This is a genomic window from Nocardia sp. NPDC051756, from assembly GCF_040681495.1.
Classification (GTDB): domain Bacteria; phylum Actinomycetota; class Actinomycetes; order Mycobacteriales; family Mycobacteriaceae; genus Nocardia.
Genome location: NZ_JBFAYV010000002.1, coordinates 665,036 through 682,583 on the forward strand (window position 1 = coordinate 665,036; position 17,548 = coordinate 682,583).

The 17,548-nt window shown below is 66.4% G+C and carries 29 protein-coding genes and 1 tRNA gene; 1 reads left to right on the top strand and 29 read right to left on the bottom strand.

All coding sequences use genetic code 11. From position 1 onward, the window contains the following. Positions 1-279 precede the first annotated feature (279 nt). The 23 genes from AB0M22_RS09315 to AB0M22_RS09425 form a co-directional block, all read right to left on the bottom strand. Complete coding sequence (locus tag AB0M22_RS09315) at positions 280-492, bottom strand: hypothetical protein (protein ID WP_364722944.1); 213 nt, start codon at positions 490-492, stop codon at positions 280-282. Further along, positions 489-866: a hypothetical protein gene (locus AB0M22_RS09320; RefSeq protein WP_364722946.1), complete on the bottom strand. Its 378-nt coding sequence runs from the start codon at positions 864-866 to the stop codon at positions 489-491. Before AB0M22_RS09320 ends, AB0M22_RS09315 begins: the two co-directional genes overlap by 4 nt. Next, positions 863-2,806: a recombinase RecT gene (locus AB0M22_RS09325; protein ID WP_364722948.1), complete on the bottom strand. Its 1,944-nt coding sequence runs from the start codon at positions 2,804-2,806 to the stop codon at positions 863-865. Before AB0M22_RS09325 ends, AB0M22_RS09320 begins: the two co-directional genes overlap by 4 nt. Next, a complete protein-coding gene (locus AB0M22_RS09330; RefSeq protein WP_364722950.1) occupies positions 2,746-3,765 on the bottom strand; it encodes a lambda-exonuclease family protein in 1,020 nt (339 codons plus the stop codon). Before AB0M22_RS09330 ends, AB0M22_RS09325 begins: the two co-directional genes overlap by 61 nt. Positions 3,766-3,916: 151 nt before the next feature. Beyond that, a complete protein-coding gene (locus tag AB0M22_RS09335; RefSeq protein WP_364722952.1) occupies positions 3,917-4,111 on the bottom strand; it encodes a hypothetical protein in 195 nt (64 codons plus the stop codon). Then, positions 4,108-4,683 (bottom strand): WhiB family transcriptional regulator, encoded by a 576-nt coding sequence (locus tag AB0M22_RS09340; protein WP_364722954.1) that lies wholly within the window; start codon positions 4,681-4,683, stop codon positions 4,108-4,110. Before AB0M22_RS09340 ends, AB0M22_RS09335 begins: the two co-directional genes overlap by 4 nt. Then, positions 4,680-5,039, bottom strand: a complete 360-nt coding sequence (locus AB0M22_RS09345) for a hypothetical protein (RefSeq protein WP_364722956.1) — start codon at positions 5,037-5,039, stop codon at positions 4,680-4,682. Before AB0M22_RS09345 ends, AB0M22_RS09340 begins: the two co-directional genes overlap by 4 nt. After that, entirely contained in the window at positions 5,039-5,245 is a 207-nt protein-coding gene (locus tag AB0M22_RS09350; protein ID WP_364722958.1) for a hypothetical protein, read from the bottom strand. Before AB0M22_RS09350 ends, AB0M22_RS09345 begins: the two co-directional genes overlap by 1 nt. Continuing rightward, positions 5,242-5,472, bottom strand: a complete 231-nt coding sequence (locus AB0M22_RS09355) for a hypothetical protein (protein ID WP_364722960.1) — start codon at positions 5,470-5,472, stop codon at positions 5,242-5,244. Before AB0M22_RS09355 ends, AB0M22_RS09350 begins: the two co-directional genes overlap by 4 nt. Beyond that, positions 5,469-5,717: a hypothetical protein gene (locus AB0M22_RS09360; protein WP_364722962.1), complete on the bottom strand. Its 249-nt coding sequence runs from the start codon at positions 5,715-5,717 to the stop codon at positions 5,469-5,471. Before AB0M22_RS09360 ends, AB0M22_RS09355 begins: the two co-directional genes overlap by 4 nt. Before the next feature lie 137 nt (positions 5,718-5,854). Further along, positions 5,855-6,139: a hypothetical protein gene (locus AB0M22_RS09365; RefSeq protein ID WP_364722964.1), complete on the bottom strand. Its 285-nt coding sequence runs from the start codon at positions 6,137-6,139 to the stop codon at positions 5,855-5,857. Then, entirely contained in the window at positions 6,136-6,327 is a 192-nt protein-coding gene (locus tag AB0M22_RS09370; protein WP_364722966.1) for a hypothetical protein, read from the bottom strand. The genes AB0M22_RS09365 and AB0M22_RS09370 overlap by 4 nt, the downstream gene beginning before the upstream one ends. After that, positions 6,324-6,743, bottom strand: a complete 420-nt coding sequence (locus tag AB0M22_RS09375; RefSeq protein ID WP_364722968.1) for a hypothetical protein — start codon at positions 6,741-6,743, stop codon at positions 6,324-6,326. The genes AB0M22_RS09370 and AB0M22_RS09375 overlap by 4 nt, the downstream gene beginning before the upstream one ends. After that, positions 6,740-6,985, bottom strand: coding sequence for a hypothetical protein (locus AB0M22_RS09380; RefSeq protein WP_364722970.1), 246 nt, complete (start codon positions 6,983-6,985; stop codon positions 6,740-6,742). The genes AB0M22_RS09375 and AB0M22_RS09380 overlap by 4 nt, the downstream gene beginning before the upstream one ends. Continuing rightward, the gene (locus AB0M22_RS09385) at positions 6,982-7,326 is read right to left on the bottom strand and encodes a hypothetical protein (RefSeq protein ID WP_364722972.1); all 345 of its coding nucleotides are present in this window, start codon (positions 7,324-7,326) and stop codon (positions 6,982-6,984) included. Before AB0M22_RS09385 ends, AB0M22_RS09380 begins: the two co-directional genes overlap by 4 nt. Further along, positions 7,323-7,598: a hypothetical protein gene (locus AB0M22_RS09390; RefSeq protein WP_364722974.1), complete on the bottom strand. Its 276-nt coding sequence runs from the start codon at positions 7,596-7,598 to the stop codon at positions 7,323-7,325. The genes AB0M22_RS09385 and AB0M22_RS09390 overlap by 4 nt, the downstream gene beginning before the upstream one ends. Before the next feature lie 74 nt (positions 7,599-7,672). Further along, positions 7,673-8,146, bottom strand: a complete 474-nt coding sequence (locus tag AB0M22_RS09395; protein ID WP_364722976.1) for a hypothetical protein — start codon at positions 8,144-8,146, stop codon at positions 7,673-7,675. Next, on the bottom strand, positions 8,143-8,379 hold the full coding sequence (locus AB0M22_RS09400; protein ID WP_364722978.1) for a hypothetical protein: 237 nt from the start codon (positions 8,377-8,379) through the stop codon (positions 8,143-8,145). Before AB0M22_RS09400 ends, AB0M22_RS09395 begins: the two co-directional genes overlap by 4 nt. Next, a complete protein-coding gene (locus AB0M22_RS09405) occupies positions 8,376-8,714 on the bottom strand; it encodes a hypothetical protein (RefSeq protein WP_364722980.1) in 339 nt (112 codons plus the stop codon). Before AB0M22_RS09405 ends, AB0M22_RS09400 begins: the two co-directional genes overlap by 4 nt. After that, positions 8,711-9,079, bottom strand: coding sequence for a hypothetical protein (locus tag AB0M22_RS09410; protein WP_364722981.1), 369 nt, complete (start codon positions 9,077-9,079; stop codon positions 8,711-8,713). The genes AB0M22_RS09405 and AB0M22_RS09410 overlap by 4 nt, the downstream gene beginning before the upstream one ends. A gap of 20 nt (positions 9,080-9,099) precedes the next feature. Then, positions 9,100-9,939 (bottom strand): phage antirepressor KilAC domain-containing protein, encoded by an 840-nt coding sequence (locus AB0M22_RS09415; protein WP_364722983.1) that lies wholly within the window; start codon positions 9,937-9,939, stop codon positions 9,100-9,102. A gap of 11 nt (positions 9,940-9,950) precedes the next feature. Further along, positions 9,951-10,199 carry a helix-turn-helix domain-containing protein gene (locus AB0M22_RS09420; RefSeq protein WP_364722985.1) on the bottom strand — a complete coding sequence of 83 codons (249 nt, stop codon included), beginning with the start codon at positions 10,197-10,199 and terminating at the stop codon, positions 9,951-9,953. Continuing rightward, positions 10,196-10,420, bottom strand: a complete 225-nt coding sequence (locus AB0M22_RS09425; RefSeq protein ID WP_364722987.1) for a hypothetical protein — start codon at positions 10,418-10,420, stop codon at positions 10,196-10,198. Before AB0M22_RS09425 ends, AB0M22_RS09420 begins: the two co-directional genes overlap by 4 nt. A 130-nt stretch (positions 10,421-10,550) precedes the next feature. Here AB0M22_RS09425 and AB0M22_RS09430 point away from each other — a divergent pair, with 130 nt between their 5' ends. Then, entirely contained in the window at positions 10,551-10,841 is a 291-nt protein-coding gene (locus AB0M22_RS09430) for a helix-turn-helix transcriptional regulator (protein ID WP_364722989.1), read from the top strand. A gap of 763 nt (positions 10,842-11,604) precedes the next feature. On the opposite strand, the gene AB0M22_RS09435 is transcribed toward AB0M22_RS09430, so the two are convergent. The 6 genes from AB0M22_RS09435 to AB0M22_RS09460 form a co-directional block, all read right to left on the bottom strand. Next, on the bottom strand, positions 11,605-12,765 hold the full coding sequence (locus AB0M22_RS09435) for a site-specific integrase (RefSeq protein WP_364722992.1): 1,161 nt from the start codon (positions 12,763-12,765) through the stop codon (positions 11,605-11,607). A gap of 126 nt (positions 12,766-12,891) precedes the next feature. Continuing rightward, positions 12,892-12,967 (bottom strand) — tRNA-Ala (locus AB0M22_RS09440). 102 nt (positions 12,968-13,069) lie between these two features. Next, positions 13,070-14,197, bottom strand: a complete 1,128-nt coding sequence (gene glpR, locus AB0M22_RS09445; RefSeq protein WP_364722994.1) for a gephyrin-like molybdotransferase receptor GlpR — start codon at positions 14,195-14,197, stop codon at positions 13,070-13,072. Between the two features lie 281 nt (positions 14,198-14,478). Next, the gene (locus tag AB0M22_RS09450; RefSeq protein WP_364722996.1) at positions 14,479-15,132 is read right to left on the bottom strand and encodes a GNAT family protein; all 654 of its coding nucleotides are present in this window, start codon (positions 15,130-15,132) and stop codon (positions 14,479-14,481) included. Between the two features lie 12 nt (positions 15,133-15,144). After that, positions 15,145-16,404, bottom strand: coding sequence for a gephyrin-like molybdotransferase Glp (gene glp, locus AB0M22_RS09455; protein WP_364722998.1), 1,260 nt, complete (start codon positions 16,402-16,404; stop codon positions 15,145-15,147). A gap of 132 nt (positions 16,405-16,536) precedes the next feature. Then, complete coding sequence (locus AB0M22_RS09460) at positions 16,537-17,493, bottom strand: UTP--glucose-1-phosphate uridylyltransferase (RefSeq protein WP_150402049.1); 957 nt, start codon at positions 17,491-17,493, stop codon at positions 16,537-16,539. Between the last annotated feature and the right edge of the window lie 55 nt (positions 17,494-17,548).

The following is a 17,548-nucleotide window of genomic DNA, read 5'->3' on the forward strand; positions in this document are numbered from 1 at the left end:
CGGGGTGGGTGGTCGCCCAGCCATGGCATTTCGTCGTGCCGTCGCCGCAGAGCCGGACACAGTTATCGGGAGACCATGTTCCGCCCTGACCTTGGTTCCGCAGGTGGTGAGTGGAATTGCCTGGGCCGCCGCATCTTTCACATCGGCCACCGGACCTGATCCCGATGAGACGCAGGGTCCGGGACTTGCCGGGTGCCTTCACCTTCAGCCGGCGCGGCTGCTGCTTCGGCCACGATCGGCGTGTGTGACGAAGTACTTCCCGCAGTGGGGGATTCACACTCATCGACCGGCCTCGATTCGATCGAGTTGGCCGCGAACGAAAGCCTCGATGTCCTGCTGCTGGTATCCAGTGAGCGGTACGCCGGTTTTTCGGGCGGCGATCAGGTTCGCCATCCGTTGCTCGTCTGCGAGATAAAGCAGGGCGTGGACATTCGCCGCGGCGAAGTCACGGGCGTTCAGCGCGGACTGAGCCGCCTCCCGATGGCTACTCACGCGCCATCACCGCCGTAGCCGGCCAAGCGCATCGCCTCGATGGCCAGCTTCGCCCTGGTCTGCAACGATGACCGCTCCGAGCGACGCTCCTCGACCATGTCGGCGCCGTACTTCACCTCGATCTCGGCCAGCTCCGCCTTGTACTGGTCTTCGTTGGTTTGGTCGTCGACCCATTCCGCTCGAGCCTTGTCGGAGCTCCGCGGTGCGGCGGCCCGCGCGTGGGCACGGGCCTCGCGCAACGCCTTACGCGCGTCGGCCTGCTCCACGCGAAGCCTCTTCAGCTCCAACGCGGCGCGGCCGCCGGTGGCCTCCAGGCGCCGGAGGTTGCGGGCGATATCAGCGAGGTTGAATGCCTCGTCCAAGTCGCCGCTCATGAGGTCGCCGCCGCGGTGTCAGGGGCATGCTCGGCGGGTGGCTCGCTATCGGGTTGTGTCTCGCTGAAATCCGACGGCGCGAGGTCGATGACCTCGGCGTTGCTGCGTTCGGCGACACGTTCGCGCAACAGATCGCTGCCGTCGCGCTCGTCGGCGTCAACGGCCGCGATGAACCCGGTCGACTTGGGCAGCAGCTTCGCCAGCTGACGCACCGCGGTGTTGTGAGTCGGCACCATGTCCCAGCCAGCGAGATATGTCCGGGTGGGTGAGTCGACGCCGATGCACCGTGTGGGCACAGAAGCGATGCGCTCGATGTTCTTGACGGTTCGGTAGTTGGCGATGGTTCTGCTGCGGAACCTGTTCGCCTTCTTCGTCAGGGTGAATGGGCAAACTGTCGGCTGCCACATCACGATGTACGCCTTGGCGGTCTTCCCGAATCCCTTCTTGATCTGGACGTTTCGGCTGACTTGCTCGCCCAGGCTTCGGGCCAGCTCGGCGACGGCATCGGCCAAGTGCTCGTTGGTATTCGTGAAATAGACGCGACCGCGCGGTGCATCGATGCAGCCATCTGCGTCCATCAACCCCCGCAGTATCGCCAGCCGCTGTTCAGAAGAGGCGCGTAGATAGGTGCCTGGTACGTGCTTGTGCCCGAGCACTCCGAGTTCGGCGAGGGCCTTCGAAAGGTTGCTGCGAATTCCTATGTTGGCCGCACCGTTTCGCGGATCAAGCCGCACCTGACCGACCACGTATCCCCCCCGCTCGATGCCAGCGCTCACTTCCTCCACCTCACTGACATGGACCGTGACCCTGGCCGCGCCGGTCGAGCCGTCACCGAGCCAGAACCCAAGCGTCCACGGATCAACGGGGAGCGCGCTCGGTGGCAAATCCAGCGGTGCCACCACGGGCATCGTCACCGGCTTGCCGGCCTGCTTGGCATCGAACAGTTCGCAGATCTGCAAGGTGTCCCAGCGTGTGCGTCCCCGCTTCCAGCCGACACGAGCGAGCCAGTAGTGCTCCTCGTCGCACACGATGGACTGGCCGTTGCCGAACGTCACTCGGTAGCAGCCAATGTTCTTGACAGGGCTGGTCTCTCGAACGCGCACCGGACGGCCGTCCATGTCGATGACCATCTGACCTTCGACGAGTTCGCCCATGGTCGCCCACCCGTTGGGCGTTGGAATCGGGGTATCGACCGCGAGCCCTTTCCGTTCCATCCAGCGTTGCGGGTCGGGGATATCACCGGACGAGCCGACCTTGCCGCGGCGCAGCACCTTGACCTCGTCGGGTGAGAGGACGACGAACGGTGTCGCGCCGCTGGTGAGCCTTGCCAACGCGTAGTAGTCGATGACCTCACCACGGTCGGACTGGCGGGAAGGCTTGTGGTGCAGGAAGGCGCTGGTGCCGTACTGCCAATCGAATTCGTCGGCCTCATAGACGGCGTGCGCGGTGAGGTCCAAGGCGAGGGGGTGCTGATAGAACTGCTTGCTGTAGCCCTGGTATCCGATGATGAGCTGGCACTCGACCCACCCGCGGCGCTGTTCCTTGTCCCACATCTTGTACGGGACGAGGTAGCACTCGTCGTTGACGCCGGGCTCCAGCCCGAGGGCCGCCGCGGTGAGCAGCGCGCCAGCGAACGACTCCGTCGAGCAGCCGGCGAGCTTGGTGTTGCGGCGCAGCACCGTCATGGCGTGGCGGGCCATGCGGTCGGCATCCATGTGCTTGGGCAGGGCGCGCGCCATCTGGCCGCGCAATCCGTTGATGAAGTGCGCCATCGTGGTGACGGCGTCGTCGTTCTGTTCGACTTGCCCTTCGCTGTTGGGCCGGGTGCCGCGCTGGGCGGCGTTCTGACGGGTGCGGGCTGCGAGGTCTCGACCCATGATCATCCTTCGTTTCTGGTCAGGGGGTATGCCTTGAACACCTGGCTCTGGTACTTGCGCCACAGCTCGGGGTCCTCGGCGCGAAGCGCCGCCGAGTCGATGACGTCGACCTTCTTGCGGTAGTGCGCGGCGGCGTCGGGTTCGGCTTCTTCGAATTTCTTGGGTGCCCATGTGCCGCCGATGATTTGGGCGACGGTCTGGTTGTCGACGGTCAACCGGTTTGCGCCCTGCATCAGCAGCCGGGACGCGCTCTCGGCGCGGCGCTTCATCGCATGCCCGGCTGCTTCTTGCCGTTGGCCGGCTTTCCACTCCGCCGCCAGGTCATAGGCTTGGGCGATCAGGTCGGGGTCGGTCAGCTCGACCGCTCGGTCCTCGACCGGCCAGCGCCGCCGCAACGCGGCGAGCGTCGCGGTCGACGGATCAGCTGGGGGCGGGGTATCGGTGAGGATGTGCTCGTGCCAGAGCTGGTCCTCTTCGGCGTTGATCGCCTCGATCAGTTCGGGGTCTCGGTCGACGCGGGCGATCCGTAACCTGTTCCCGCCGACCAGCCCGGCGACCCACGCATGCGTTGCGCCGGTGACCGCCATGTTGTGCTGGCACTGCAACTCGGCGTGGTCGGGGACTTGCCCGTCCCAGTCCGGTGCCATCCACGACCCGGTGTTCTTGCACTCGATCACCGCGTTGTCAGATGCCCAGCCGTCGAGATTGGCTTGCTGCCATGGCCTTTCGAGCGACCGCAGCGTGCCCAGCAGGCCGAAGGTCAGGCCGAGCCGGTTCATCGCCTCTTCGCGGATGACCGGCTCGAGCAGGTTGCCCCACCGCATCGCCTCGGATTCGTCCACCGCGGACGCCCGGCCGGTCTTGTCCTCCCACACCGTGTACGGGCTGGCGTAGCTCGACATGCCCATCACCGCGGAACAGTCCGACCCGCCGATGCCTTGCCGTCGCACACGAAGCCACTGGTCGCGGTCGGCATCCTGCGCCAGCACCTCGACGCAGTGATCCAGGTAGATGCCGCTCATCGCCGTAACTCCTTGTCATCGCGCGGGTCGTACTGGTCACGCCAGTAGTGCGCCGGGTCGGTCGGAAACAGGTGCTGTCGTTCGGTCGGGGGCGCGGGCCGGCACGAGCAGATCTGGCGGTCGAGGTCGCAGTGCTGGCAGACGTCGCTGGTCAAAATCCCTCCCTGATGAATGCGGCGATCTCCTCCCCCGCGGTGCGGCCGAACGACGCGGCGAACCCGTCCTTCTTGACGTCATCGACAGCGATGAACACCCGGCCGCCGTAGTCGTGGGTGACCGTCAGCACCGAATCTCCGTCGCGCCACGTGCGCCGCCACGGCTCGTCCTCGCGGATCGGCTTGGTCACGACGCCACCCGGGCAGGAACAGGAATCGCACAGATCCGGTCTGCGATTTCCTTGGACACGTGCAGCGGCAGCTCGCCCTTCTTGCCGGTGAACAGGTGCCACATGGAGTGCTTGGACATGCCCACCTGTGCCGCGATCTGTGTGCGCGGGATGTCCGCGGCGTTGAGCGCCAGGATGTGATCGCGTACCGGTCCGGCGTCCACCAACCCGCGGCAGGTCGGGCAGATCCGATAACCCCGGCGCGTGATGAAGACTCCGCCGCAGTCGCCGCAGGTGAACTCCAAGTACTCCGCCTTCGGTGACACCCGGCCCAGCGCAATCCGCAGCCTCGTACGTTCCGCTCGCCGCGACATGTCGAACCCCGCGCGAATCCCGATCCGTTCGTCGGCGTCATCGGCCTCAGCCCCGCACAACCGCCACACCGGGCAGCCCTGACAGATCCTCTTGGCGTCCGGCGCCAACGCCGGCGCGAACCACATGTCGGGGTCATGCTGGCGACACGCTCCGCGGCCTTGCCATCCCGCGGTGACCTCCGAATCGAAGGCCACCTTGTTCACGTTGAAGCCGGTCATTGCCGCCTCCCGTCGTGCTTGTCGCACAACACCTGGCCGTGGGATTGCTGGACCAGCGTCGATCGGCGGGTCACGATGACCGGGTCGGTCGGGCACATCACGCACGCCACGTCGACCACGGCCGCGTCGGCGATGTCGAGGTTCGCGTCACAGCGAGCCCGCACCCGACACGACGGGCAGTGGCACGGCTTCTTCTTCGTGTGCGTGATGTCCAGATATGACTGGCCCATGAGGATTTCGCGGACCGTGGACTTGTGCCCGTACCGCGCGACGATGTAGGCCATGTCCTTGCCCATCGCGTGTAGGCGGACGATCTCGATGGCCTGGTCGTCGGTGAATACACGGGTGCGCCCCATTACAAACCCACCTGCCGATCCACGTACTCGTCGTGGCCGCGGTCCCACGCAGCGGTGTCGTCAGGCTCGTCGTCTTCGGGTTCGGTCTCGAACGGGTAGATGTCGGCGAGCGCGGTCCACACGATCGCGCCGAGCACGAACCCCGCGGCCGCCACGCCGGCCAGAGAGACCCCGCCGGTAAGTACGCCGAGCCATTGCCGGGTCATGACCGCACCTCCGGACCGAGGGTGGCCAAGGCGGGGCCGGTGATGTTCGCCAGCTCCACACCGAGGTCGGCCAGCTTCTTGTCGCGGTCCAGCATCAACCGGTCGGCCTTGCGGGCGATGGCCCGTAGGGCAGCGATGTGGGCTTCGTCGGCGGCGATGTGCTGCTGCGCTCGGACGACGAGATCGTCCGTCCCGCTGCCGAATTCAGTACGGGGGGTGTCCATCATGCTGGCGCCTCCGCCGGATCGGCCCGCAGGATCTCGAGGATCCACTCGACGAGATACGAGGTCGGGGCAGGCATCCACGGGCGGGGGTCGACCGCCCTGACGCGGCCATCATCCGCCGACCAGGACAGCGCAAACTGTCGATCGTCCTGAGTAAACAGCGTCGCGAGGCCTACCCGGTCTATCACCCAATTGTGTTCCAGCGCAGCCTTTTCGATTACCGTGCGCTCGGTCAGCTCAGTTGCCATCGTTGCCTGCCTCCATTCGAGACGGATAGGTAGCCACCGGGTCACGGCGACCACAGTCGATGCACGCGCAGATCACGGCACCGGTGTGCATGTGCGACGGGTGATGTGTTGTGCGCTCGAAGAAATGGAAGAACGGCTCACGCCGCATGGCGGACCTCCTCGCGTTCCCAGCCCGCTTCCCGCAGCACCCGCGTGTGGTCGGTGCCGACCATGCAGGCCAGCAGATGCCACGACAGCAGCAGCCCGGTCTCGTCGCACGGGTACACCCCGACGTCGTGACTGCTCGCGTGAACCAGCACGTAGTTCGTCACGCCGTGCAGGTGGATGGCCGGCGGGTACACCGCATACACGGCAGCGTGGCCGTCGAAGGTGTTGTGTTCGGTGTGCGGGACAGCGGTGGTCCGATAGGCGGAGCCCGTCATGGCGCACCATCCGTGCACTCGGCGTAGCCCGGGCCGTCACCCCAGCGGTAGGGCTCCCAGTCGTGGCCGTCCGCCACGATCACCGGGCCGGTCTCGTGATGGAACATCCGCGAGAACCAGCCCTCACCGAACGACTCGATGAACCGGTCCGCGATGTGCGGGTGCGGCAGATGCAGGTGGCGGGTCATGGCGTCACCTCGGCGAGCAGGATCGGCTCCCACAGAGCGCGGACGGTCTCCGCGCACTCGGTCAGCCACGCCCGCACCTCGGGCTCGTCCGCTTCGGTAACGTTCACATACAGCGACCGGCAGAACGCCTTGCGCTGCAACATGAAATAGAGCTTCAGCTCGTGATGCTCGGTGCGGCCCTGCTCGTCGGGGTAGAACTGCGGGAACTCAAGGTGCCATGCCGTCCAGTCCCATCGGTACAGCAGGTTGTAGTCCCGGTCGGCGGCGTAGAAGCTGTTGTCGTCGGCCTTGAACGCAGCCCAGGACGGCACCTCCTCGTGCACGACGATGCCGTCGGCTTCGTGCAGGTAGGGGGCGTACAGGTAGTTGCCCTCGTGACACTTGTACGGGTGGTCGTATTCCCACAGGTGCTTCATGCGGCACCGGCTTCCGGCCAGCCGAGCACGATGGCCCGCAGGTCCCAGCCGATCTGCCACGGCCGCGACTCGGCCGGGTTGTCTTCGAGCAGGGATTGCAGATACCGCCACCGGTCCTGATCGGCGATCAGCGCGAACGTCCTGCCGATCTCCCACTCAGGGCTGCCGGCTGGATAGGTGAGCAGTGCCGCTACGTAGCGCAGCAGGTCATCCAGGTTGTCCTGGTATTCCACGATGCTCATGACTGCACCTCGCCGAGGTCGGCGCGAATCGCGTCCTGCACCAGGACGATGGCGGCGCGCACATCGTCATCGGAGATGGACGCGTCCCCCTTGTTGAACAGGATGTGCCGGAGGATGTCATCGGTGTCAGCGCTGAACGGCAGGTTGCGGTTCCAGTCCTGTTCGACGGCGAAGCCGATGCCGAGGGTCCAGAACTTTCGAAAGCCGACGATCGCCTGGTGCTCGCCGAGGCGGACGCGATACGCCCAGTAGTTCTCGTCGATCGGCGGGGTGATGTGGACGGCAGCATTGCCAGCATTCAGCGCGGGCTGGTCGCGGCGCTCGAGGATCAGGTCGGTCATGACTGCGCCTCGTATCCGAGCAGCGCCAGGTCCTGGGCGGGGGTGCCGTGACGTTTGGAGAGGAGGTGGCCGGAGCCGAGGAGACGGCACAGGGCGTCGCATCCCCAGATGCCACCGAGGGTCACCATCGCGTACCGGTCTGTGCGTCCGTCGTGGCGCAGGGGCGGGGTCAGCTCGTAGCAGGCGGCCAGTGGGATCGTCTCGTTGTCCTCGTTGTATGCGACGCCGGACATCGGTCTTGCGGTGCCGGGCGTGGGCAGGGTTGTGGCCATTCGGGTAAACTCGCTTCTCGTGTGTTGATGGATCTGTCGGCCGTCGGGCTCCCACCCGGCGGCCAGTCCTCTGTTCAGGGGACGTTTGGAGCACCCCCCGGACCGCGGGCATCGCCAGCACGTAGCGGTCCGGGGGATGTGACCTCACCGCAGGGGTCGGTTCGATCGACCTGCGACGAGGGGGTTTCGGGGGTGTTGCGCCGCCAGCCATTTGCGAGGATCAGGTCCGCGATCGCCTTCAGGTCCAACAGGCAGAGCGCACAGGAGCCGTGGTAGATGTGCTCGTTATGCGCGGTGCGCGGCCATGATCGCCACGGGTTCGTGTACAGCAGGTCCACCAGCTGGTCGCGCTCCCGCTGCGCGTTGGCGCGGCGCACGATCTCCGCGCCGACCTCCACCGGTACCGACTCACGCAGTGCGCGAGCCTGCGGGGTGCCGAGGGAGCTCGCCTCGATCTGCGCGTGGATGTCCGCCGTCAAGCTGGCGTCGGCCGCCGCAGCGGACTCGGCGAAGAACTCCGCGAAGTCATCGGCGATGTCGTGGCTCATCGCTGCGGCTCCCGCCACTCGAACCAGAACACGATGTCGTAATCGCGGACGGTGACCTTCAGCCAGTCGTCATAGTCAGGCTTCTTCGGATCCCCGGTGAGCTCGACATGCCTGCTTGCTGCCATGGCGATCGCATCGCGGATCTCACCCACGACCGCGTAGTTGAACTGCTCAGTCGGCACGATCCACTCGTAGACGGTGCTGGTGAGGACCCGACTGGTTACGTTCGTCATGGCTGCACCTCGTTGTCGTATGTGGTCGCCTCGACCTGCTCGGCCATAAACCGCATCTGGTCGGCGCGCATCGCTTGGAACGTGACGGAGTCCGGGTCTGGCCGGTAATGCGGGTTAGGTCGGGACGCGTCCTGCGGGGGCACGGCACAGGGGGATATGCCGCCGCTCTCGCTCGCAGGACGCGCCCCGGTTCCCTCGGCGGCGGGGTGATGAGGGGTTGCCGCGCCGAGGGAGTTCGTGGAGCGAGGCTGCTCCTTGTGGATGGCCTTCGCGACGAGGATCGCCAAGGGGAGGTTCGCAACCAACGCAGCGAGGATGATCAGCAGGGTGGTCATGACTTGACCGCCCGCCGGTTCCGCTTCAGTTCTTGCGTTCTACGGAAGTACGCGGCGGAGACCTGCGCCTCCGTCGGCACCTTCTCCTCGCCGTCCTCTGGCCATTCGATCGCGGCCGAGCGCTGGATGATGCATCGCGCGCCGAAGGACTCGATCAGGTTCTTGCGCTTGACCGCTGGCCCCCGAGATCGCCATTCCTTGTAGGTGGTCGGCCAGAAGAACTCCGTCGATCCGCGACCATGGGTGTCAGTCCAGTACTCGTCTGGATCCCAACCTTGCGGCTCCCAATCCGGGTCCGGCTCACCGCAACGTGGATCCCTCTCGTCCGCGATGAGTGCGCCTTCGGGATACTCGACGATCCGCACGCGGTACAGGAATCTGCCGATCACGCTGCATCACCACCGTCGAGACGCAGCTGCATCGGCAGCCCGCACCGGCCGGCGATCTGCAACGCGAACTGCTGGCGCACATACAACGTCGTGCGCACCTGCCCGTTGTGGAATCGGGGGGCGTTGTGCTGCGGCCGCGGATCGAACCAGTCGATGAACTTCGCATACGCCCGGTACTCGTACTCTGTGACCTTGCGCTGCTCGGACTCCGACCAGCGCTCACCGATCGACACCCGATAGATCAGCTTCTTCTCCAGCAGCAGCGCGAACGCTTCCGGCTGAGTCAGCCCGAACTGTGCGCCCCACACCTTCACCGTGACGGCGTCACCGTTGGCGACGTACCGATCGTGGTAGGCGATCGCGGGCGCGGCGGATTCGAGCGCGGCGGCCAGAACCACCTTCTCCTCTTCGATCTCCAGCACCATGCGGGCGAGGTCGGCCTTTGTCACAAGCTCCGCCTGGCGGCGGGGATCGATTGAGACGGCCTCGGCCTCACGGGTGCGGATCGCGAAATACTGTTGCGCCGCAGCGATTTTCGGTTTGCGAGGGTCGCCGTTCATGAGCACCATGTACGCACCGAACCGCGACAGTTCGTAGTCCTCGCTCTGAACGCTGCCGCCCTGTGGCCGCTCGACCAGCTTGCTGGCGTCGGCAACGTGGCTGGTCAGATCAAGATTCTGGTTCGCGATGGCGATCTTGGCGCGGTCGATGGCGGCGACGAAGTTCCGCCACGTCTCGTACTCGACGAGCTTGCACAGGTCGCGGGCCAGCCAATACTCAGTACCGTTAGGCCGAGTGCGACGTATCGCGTCGAACGGGGAGCCGCCGCGCGCCATCAGGTCGGCACTCATCGGGCACCTCCAGCCTGGAGGCGGCGCCGGCTGCGCGAACTGAGCCCGGACGGGTCCGCCTCTGGTGTGATCACCGGTACGGCCATCGAGTCGATCGCGGCCTGAATGTCGTCGTCGGAAACCCGCCAGAACCGGCCCGCCTTGCGGCCGGGCAGCTTACGAGCTCGCAACTGCTTGACGTACCAGTCCTCCGAGCGTTGAAGACGCTCAGCAGCTTCGGCCGTGGTGTAAAGGCGGGGAGTCATGCCGCCGCCCCCTCATTGCTCGCCAGCAACTCAGCGGTGCGGCAGTCGAGGGCGTGGGCGATCAGACCGAGTTCCCTCACCTTGAAGGAGCCCACGGTCAGGCGACGGGTGAGTGCTCGGGGCGTTAAGCTCACGGCAGTGGCTAGGTCGTCGAGATTCACGCCAGCGACGGACATTTGGCGGAGGACGTTCTCCGTCACCGTCCTGTCGGTTTTGTCCATACGGACTAAGATATGATCCATATGGACTAAAGTCAATGGCTAACGCCGGGTTACGAAACCGTCACGACGGATTCGCCACACTTCAGCGCGAGTCATTGACGTTTGGTCCATACGGACCCAAAATGACCACATGGACACCGAGGAGCTCGGCCGGCGGATCGACAAGGCGATCGGGGAAGAACTCCGCGCACACCGTCAGAAACAGAAGCTTTCACGGGCGGCGCTGTCCGACCTCAGCGGCATCAGCGCATCGACGATTCAACGCGTCGAGGAGGGACAGCGCTCGCCCGATGCTCAGCAGCTCACGAAGCTGACGGCCGCACTCGGCCTCAGTCTGCGCGACTTCGTGAACTCGGCCTTGCGGGACATCGAGGGCGCGAGCGGTCCAGAGAAACCGTCTCCCACATCGCAACGGGGTTAACCCCTAGCGAGATCGCCCCCACTATCAGGTCTGTCACCGTTGGCACTCCGCGCAGGATCCGCCACGCCGCGTCCACCCCGACCATGCTCCTCAGCTGATCCAGGGGCTCGGCGCACAGCATCGCCATGACTGCGTTCGGTCCCGCATACTCCCGGATGCGGGACGGGTCGCTCGGCGACATCGGAAGTGGAAGCCAGTTGGTATACGGCACACTCTCATTCATGCATTGACTCAGTTCTAACCGTTCCCGCCGCTAACGGTGAGCCCCGACAGACCCGCTACGCCCAGGTTGCTTTGTGTAACTATGCGTACGCGGGGACGCATGGCCTTCCGTTCGGCCCCTCCCCGCGTCATGCCGTGACGTCCGACCCGCGACGCCCCGCAACGTCCCCGGTCCGAGAGCGCCGCAGGGAGCGCAGCCGCCACGGCTGGTTCCCTCATCGGATGACCAGTTATCTACGGGTGCTTGGTAGTCGCTACGTCAACCAATGAAGTTTCCTACTGTAGTTATCGCAGGCCGGGAGGCATAGAGGTTTGGATGGTTTTCCTCCTCTAAATCCCGACCGCACGGTCTGCTAGATGGGACGCAAATCCGTAGCTAGCCTTCACTTTTCAGCTCATCGCGAGACGCAGACGATCAAACCCGCCGGTCTGACTTGCGATTACACAGTGTCCATATCGGGCGTTTAACGTACCTGCAATATTGCGTTGTCACAGATGCGCCGCTGTTGCAGCAAACATCCGGCGGAAGATAACAACTCGCTTACGTAGTTGAATCTGCAACCTTATTGAGAGCCTTCGCAACCGCTGCCGACGCCCGATGCCCGGACCTCCGATCGAGATGCCCGTACACATCGACCGTGGTCTTGATGCTCTCGTGACCCAGATGCGCGCTCACATCGGTGATCTCGGCGCCGTTGTTCAACATCCACGACGCGCACGTGTGCCGCAGGTCGTGCGGGCGGGGCTTCTTCCCGATCCGCTCGGCCACAGCCTCCATAGCAGGCTTCCACGCCAGGTTGTGAAACTGCTGCGGGATGATCCTCTTGTCGTTCCTCGTGCGGAACAGCAGTTGGTCCTTGCCGCGGCCGGCCAGTTGCAGCGCGTCGATCGTCTTCGTGGGCACGTTGATGGTGCGCCAGCCGCGCTTGGTCTTCGGGCCGCCGAGCTTGTATTCAGCTGTGCCGGTGTACTTCCACGCCTTCGAGATCCGCGCCGTGTAGAACGTGCCGCCCTCATCATCGACGTGGGTATTGATGTCGCCGACGTGGATCGCTGTCGCTTCGCTGTAACGCATGCCGGTCGTGACCAGCCAAAGCACCATCGGCTGCCACCGCTTCGGGACCGCGGCGTACACGATGTCGAATTCCTCAGGCTCGAGGAACACGCACTCGTGCCGGCGCTTGGGGAGTTTGGTGGAGTCGCAGGGATTGAACGGCATCAGCTGGCGCCGCACCGCCTCCTTCAAGCACCCGCTGAGGAACCCGTGTTTGTTGGCGATGGTCTTGGGCGAGAACCCGTCGGCCTCCTGCTCGTTGACCCACTGCTGCACGACCGAGTTCTGATCGGCGTCGGCGGCGCACAGAGCCGTGAGCGGGAGGTCTCCCATCGCGGGTCCGATGTCGTTGACCATGTACCGCCTGTACCGGTCGGTGGTGGCTTTCTCTACGCCGGTCCGGCCGGAGATGAAGGTCTCGGCCCAGTTGTCATTCAGTGTGACCTCACGTGGCCGCGCGGTTCGCCGAGCCGCGCCGATGAGCTCTCGGGCGCGATCGGGCCCGTGCTTGTCGAGGACTTTCTGCCAGGCGAGGGCTTTCTCGTGGTCGTCGAAGGTCAGCGATGCCTGCACACGCTTGCCCTTGGCGGGATCGAACTCCCGGAAGCAGACCGTGGTGGTGTTCGCGTTGATTCGGAGAGTGGACATCCGGGCGGCTCCGTTCGGAGCCCGTTCACTGCCGTTCGATTCCCCCGAAGAACCGTCGGGTGTTGATACGGGACTGTTGATGGGCTATTCGGTGATGCCGAATTATAGCCCTGACCAGCCACCTAATGGTGGAGCTAAGGGGAATCGAACCCCTGACCTTCTCGATGCGAACGAGACGCGCTACCAACTGCGCTATAGCCCCGTGCGGCTCCTGGGAACCGCGCTGTGTCACTGTAGCAAAGGTTGCCGCGAGACTCCGAATCGGGCGGTTCACCTGGGGTTATTCGGAGTTACGCGGCGGTGGTTATTCGCCTGCGGCGCGGCGCATGTCGCCGCCGCCGGTGCGGTCGCGCAGGGCGCGGGCGGTGGCGGGGTCGAAGGGGTCCAGGTGGTCGAACATCGGGTCTTCGTCGTCGGTCTCCAGGAGGGCGGAGCGGCGGCGTAAGGCGCGGGCGGTGTCGCGGTCCATGGCGGCGCGGGCGGCCTGGGATTGCCTGGGGCCGGTGGGTTCGCCGAGTTGTTCGGCGCGGCTGAGGCGGGCGGCGCGGCGGCGGCGGATGTCCTCTTCTATGCGTACCTGCTTGCGCAGGTAGGTGAGGTAGCCGATGAGGACGACGACGGCGAGGCCGCAGCCCGCCCAGAAGTTCGGGGACATGGCGACGGCGAGGCCGCCGCACAGCAGGCCGGCCAGCACGAGGCCGAGGACGGCGCGCTGGCGGAAGGTGTAGCGGGCGGCGCGGGCGATGGCGTCGGCCTCGGGGTCGTAGCCGCCGCGGCCGCGGCGGGTGGGGACGTAGTCGAGGTCGTCGGGGTCGTAGTCGTCGCGGGTGCGGCGGGCGGTGTGCTCGGCTTCGTCGTCGAAGTCGTCGTACTCGACGCGCGCGGGGGCGGTGGAGGGTGCGGGGGGTATCCGGGCCGCGACCGGTTCGGTGCGCTCTTCGCCCACCTCGTCATCATCGACGGTGTCGTCGATCCGCGCAGCGACTTCGTCATCGGAATCGGCTTCCGCGCTTACGGTTTCGTCGTCGGACGGCTCGGCGTCCGGGTCCGCCGGTGCTTCGTCGTCGAGTTCGGTGTGGTCGAGCTCGGCGTCAGCGATGTCTGGATCGGGGTGGGATGCCGCGGATTCGGCGATCGCCGGTAGGTCACCTTCGGTGACTGGTTCGTCGGCCGGTGTTGTCATCCGGTCCTCCGCATCATCGCTGTGGGCATGCTTTCTCTGTGCGCGGCGGGGCCGCCAGTTGGGATCGGTTTCGTGGCCTGCGGCCGGTCCACTCTTGGTGCGCCGCTTGGAATCTCCGCGGACGAGCACGCGGGTGGCGAGGGCGGCGTCGGTGGTCCGCCGGATCCTCGGGTGCCGGTCGGCGAGGATGGGGAACAGGACGAAGACCCAGAGCACGACCAGTCCGATCCACAAGATTGAATTCGGCATCTCGGTCAGCACCTCCGTCCCGGCCTGGTTTGGTCCGTTCGGCCGGCGAGCGGTGCGCAGCACGCCCCGCGTCCGTCCGGCTTCCGTCCGTCGCTGCGGCATGGATGCCGGTCGCCTCGCAGGCTCCCTGCCGAGGGTGCAGGACGCACCTCCGACGTCCGTAGGTTAATTCCGGGACGCGCCGAGATACGGCAGGCGCGCCGTGCACATACGCCACACCTGTCACAAAGCCACCAATTCCTCCGCGCGTCGGATGCGCCGGGCGTGTCCGTATTGCGCGGTTATCCGGGTAGAACGGCCCGACCTTCCCGTACCAGCCGGTCGACGACGGTGCCCATGAGCTCCTCGACGGTGATGCCGACCAGCAGGTGATCGCGCCAGGCACCGTCCACGTCGAGGTAGCGGCGCAACAGTCCCTCCTCGCGAAAACCGACATTGCGCAGGACCGCTTGGCTGGCCAGGTTTTCCGGCCGCACGGTCGCCTCGACCCGGTGCAGCCCGATCGGGCCGAAGCAATGATCGAGCCCGAGCGCCAAGGCCGCGGTCGCGACTCCTTGACCACTGAGATCCTTGGCGACCCAGTAACCGATCCAGCCCGAACGCAGTGCGCCGCGCACGATATTGCCGACGGTCAGCTGCCCGCTGAACGCGCCGTCCACCTCGATCACCAGCGGAATCATCGCGCCGCGCCGAGCCTCGGCCTTCAGGCTCGACCACAGCGACGGCCAGTTGGACGCGTGGTTGCGCGCCTCCCAGGCACCGCGGCCGGTCGGCTCCCAGGGTTCCAGATGCGCCCTGTCCTGCAATCGGATTCGGCTCCACGCCGCGGCGTCGCGCAACCGCACCGGCCGCAGCGTCACCTCCCCCGCGCCGACCCGGATCGGGCCGAGCCGCGCGGGCCAGCCGGGATGCTGGGTGACCCGGAACACGTTCATCGCCTCCACGCCTCAGCCGCGCTGTGCGAGGAAAGCGACCCGGACCTCGTCACCGGTGCGAATCTCGGTGTCGTCGGGATCTATCACGATCAAGCTGTTCGCCTCGGCCAGCGTGGCCAGTAGATGCGACGAGGCGCCCGCGCCGCCGCCGAGCGGTTGCACGAGGTAGTCGCCGGTGGCCTCGTCGCGCATGAGCTGCGCGCGCAGGTAGCCCTTGCGACCGGCCATCGAACTGATCGGCGTGATGGTCCTGGCCATGATGATCCGGCGCATGGGATGCCTGCGCCCCAACGCGATTCGGATCAGCGGACGCACCATCACCTCGAACACGACCAGCGCGCCGACCGGGTTGGACGGCAACAGGAAGGTGGGCACCTCGTCGCGCCCGAGCCGGCCGAAGCCCTGCACCGAGCCGGGATGCATGGCGACGCGGGCGATTTCGAGTTCGCCGAGCCCCTCCAGGGCCTCGCGCACCTGATCCGACGCCCAGCCGCCCACCGCGCCGGCGATGACGACGACCTCCGAGCGCACCAGCTGCCCCTCGACCACGTCGCGCAGCCGGCGCGGATCGGCGCTCACGATGCCGACTCGGTTGACGTCCGCGCCCGCGTCCCTGGCCGCGGCGGCGAGGGCGTAGGAGTTCACGTCGTACACCTGGCCGGGGCCGGGCGTGCGATCTATATCGATGAGTTCGCCGCCGACCGAGATCACCGACAGCCGCGGCCGCGGATGCACGAGCACCTTGTCCTGCCCGACCGCCGCTAGTAGTCCCACCTGGGCCGCGCCGATGATGGTGCCCGCGCGCACGGCGACATCGCCGGGCTGCACGTCGTCGCCGATGCGCCGCACGTAGTCGCCGCTCCGGACCGGCTCGTAGATCTTGATCTTCGCCCGGCCGCCGTCGGTGAAGTCCAAGGGCAGCACGGCATCCGCGAGGGTCGGCAACGGCGCACCGGTGTCGACCCGGACGGTCTGGCGCGGCTGCAACCGGATCGGCTGGCGGGATCCGGCGGTCACCTCGCCGACCACGGGCAGCGTCAGGTCGACGAGTTCGTCGTCCTCGTTGCGTATGTCGGTGCCCGCGGCGGCCACGTCCACGCTGCGCACCGCGTAACCGTCGATCGCCGCCTGATCGAATCCGGGCAGCGGTCGTTCGGTGACGACGTCCTCGGCACACAGCAGGCCCTGGGCCTCGGAAATCGCGACCCGGACCGGCCGAGGGGCGACCGCCGCGGCGGTCACCTTGATCTGCTGATCCTCAACCGAGCGCATCCAGCCCTTCCTGATCTCTCCGCACACCTGTGATTCCACCGCGCGATTTCGCTTCGGCACAACCATTTCGGCGCACGTGATGGTGAACCATCATTGGTACCCGACGGCCCACTATCGAGGAAACCCGACGCCTCAGTCGTAGGTCGTCAGCTGCGGATCCCAGTCGGGACCGAGCCGATGCTCCAACCACTCCCGGAGGGCGGGGCCGTATTCGTCGCGTTCCAAAGCGAAATCGACCGCAGCACGAAGATAGCCGCCCGGGTTGCCCAAATCGTGGCGCGACCCACGGTGCACCACGACATGAACGGGATGACCCTCGGCAATGAGCAGCGCGACGGCGTCGGTGAGTTGCAATTCCCCGCCCGCGCCGGGCTCGATTCGGCGCAGCGCGTCGAAAATGGCGCGGTCCAACAGGTATCGGCCGGCCGCGGCGAAGGTGGACGGCGCATCGGCGAGCGCGGGCTTCTCCACCATCCCCTTGACCCGCAGCACATTCGGATTCACCGCGTCCGGCACGGTCTCCACGTCGAACACGCCGTAGGCGCTGACCTCGTCCTTGGGCACGTCGATGGCGCACAGCACGGTGCCGCCGCGCTTGCGCCGGACCCGGCACATCACGTCCAGCACGCCCGCGGGCAACACCAGGTCGTCGGGCAGCAGCACGGCGATCGCGTCCTCGTCGTCGTCGAGGACCGCCTCGGCCTGCGCGACCGCGTGGCCGAGGCCGAGCGGTTCCTCCTGCACGACCGAGGTGACGTCGAGCAGACCCGGCGCCTTGCGCACCTTCTCCAGCAGCTGGAACTTGCCGCGCTCGGCGAGGGTGCCCTCCAGCACGAGGTCCTCGACGAAGTGCGCGACGACGCCGTCCTTGCCCGGCGAGGTGACGATCACCAGCCGCTGGGCACCGGACTCGGCCGCCTCGGCGGCGACCAGTTCGATGCCGGGGGTGTCGACCACCGGGAGGAGTTCTTTCGGCACCGTCTTGGTCGCGGGCAGGAATCGCGTTCCGAGCCCGGCGGCGGGCACCACGGCCGTGCGAAAGCACGACTCCAGCGGTGCGTCGCCGGGTTGTCCGGCCTTTGCTGTCATGCGCATACCCTATCCATCGTCGCAGCCCCTGACTCGGCGTCGAGCCGACCGGTAG

Excerpts from the sequence above, each read along its gene's own strand:
- AB0M22_RS09320 (WP_364722946.1), bottom strand. The coding sequence starts at position 866 with ATGAGCGGCGACTTGGACGAGGCATTCAACCTCGCTGATATCGCCCGC.
- AB0M22_RS09330 (WP_364722950.1), bottom strand. The coding sequence starts at position 3,765 with ATGAGCGGCATCTACCTGGATCACTGCGTCGAGGTGCTGGCGCAGGAT.
- AB0M22_RS09340 (WP_364722954.1), bottom strand. The coding sequence starts at position 4,683 with ATGACCGGCTTCAACGTGAACAAGGTGGCCTTCGATTCGGAGGTCACC.
- AB0M22_RS09345 (WP_364722956.1), bottom strand. The coding sequence starts at position 5,039 with ATGGGGCGCACCCGTGTATTCACCGACGACCAGGCCATCGAGATCGTC.
- AB0M22_RS09350 (WP_364722958.1), bottom strand. The coding sequence starts at position 5,245 with ATGACCCGGCAATGGCTCGGCGTACTTACCGGCGGGGTCTCTCTGGCC.
- AB0M22_RS09355 (WP_364722960.1), bottom strand. The coding sequence starts at position 5,472 with ATGATGGACACCCCCCGTACTGAATTCGGCAGCGGGACGGACGATCTC.
- AB0M22_RS09360 (WP_364722962.1), bottom strand. The coding sequence starts at position 5,717 with ATGGCAACTGAGCTGACCGAGCGCACGGTAATCGAAAAGGCTGCGCTG.
- AB0M22_RS09365 (WP_364722964.1), bottom strand. The coding sequence starts at position 6,139 with ATGACGGGCTCCGCCTATCGGACCACCGCTGTCCCGCACACCGAACAC.
- AB0M22_RS09370 (WP_364722966.1), bottom strand. The coding sequence starts at position 6,327 with ATGACCCGCCACCTGCATCTGCCGCACCCGCACATCGCGGACCGGTTC.
- AB0M22_RS09375 (WP_364722968.1), bottom strand. The coding sequence starts at position 6,743 with ATGAAGCACCTGTGGGAATACGACCACCCGTACAAGTGTCACGAGGGC.
- AB0M22_RS09380 (WP_364722970.1), bottom strand. The coding sequence starts at position 6,985 with ATGAGCATCGTGGAATACCAGGACAACCTGGATGACCTGCTGCGCTAC.
- AB0M22_RS09385 (WP_364722972.1), bottom strand. The coding sequence starts at position 7,326 with ATGACCGACCTGATCCTCGAGCGCCGCGACCAGCCCGCGCTGAATGCT.
- AB0M22_RS09390 (WP_364722974.1), bottom strand. The coding sequence starts at position 7,598 with ATGGCCACAACCCTGCCCACGCCCGGCACCGCAAGACCGATGTCCGGC.
- AB0M22_RS09395 (WP_364722976.1), bottom strand. The coding sequence starts at position 8,146 with ATGAGCCACGACATCGCCGATGACTTCGCGGAGTTCTTCGCCGAGTCC.
- AB0M22_RS09400 (WP_364722978.1), bottom strand. The coding sequence starts at position 8,379 with ATGACGAACGTAACCAGTCGGGTCCTCACCAGCACCGTCTACGAGTGG.
- AB0M22_RS09405 (WP_364722980.1), bottom strand. The coding sequence starts at position 8,714 with ATGACCACCCTGCTGATCATCCTCGCTGCGTTGGTTGCGAACCTCCCC.
- AB0M22_RS09415 (WP_364722983.1), bottom strand. The coding sequence starts at position 9,939 with ATGGCGCGCGGCGGCTCCCCGTTCGACGCGATACGTCGCACTCGGCCT.
- AB0M22_RS09420 (WP_364722985.1), bottom strand. The coding sequence starts at position 10,199 with ATGACTCCCCGCCTTTACACCACGGCCGAAGCTGCTGAGCGTCTTCAA.
- AB0M22_RS09425 (WP_364722987.1), bottom strand. The coding sequence starts at position 10,420 with ATGGACAAAACCGACAGGACGGTGACGGAGAACGTCCTCCGCCAAATG.
- AB0M22_RS09430 (WP_364722989.1), top strand. The coding sequence starts at position 10,551 with ATGGACACCGAGGAGCTCGGCCGGCGGATCGACAAGGCGATCGGGGAA.
- AB0M22_RS09435 (WP_364722992.1), bottom strand. The coding sequence starts at position 12,765 with ATGTCCACTCTCCGAATCAACGCGAACACCACCACGGTCTGCTTCCGG.
- glpR (WP_364722994.1), bottom strand. The coding sequence starts at position 14,197 with ATGCCGAATTCAATCTTGTGGATCGGACTGGTCGTGCTCTGGGTCTTC.
- AB0M22_RS09450 (WP_364722996.1), bottom strand. The coding sequence starts at position 15,132 with ATGAACGTGTTCCGGGTCACCCAGCATCCCGGCTGGCCCGCGCGGCTC.
- glp (WP_364722998.1), bottom strand. The coding sequence starts at position 16,404 with ATGCGCTCGGTTGAGGATCAGCAGATCAAGGTGACCGCCGCGGCGGTC.
- AB0M22_RS09460 (WP_150402049.1), bottom strand. The coding sequence starts at position 17,493 with ATGACAGCAAAGGCCGGACAACCCGGCGACGCACCGCTGGAGTCGTGC.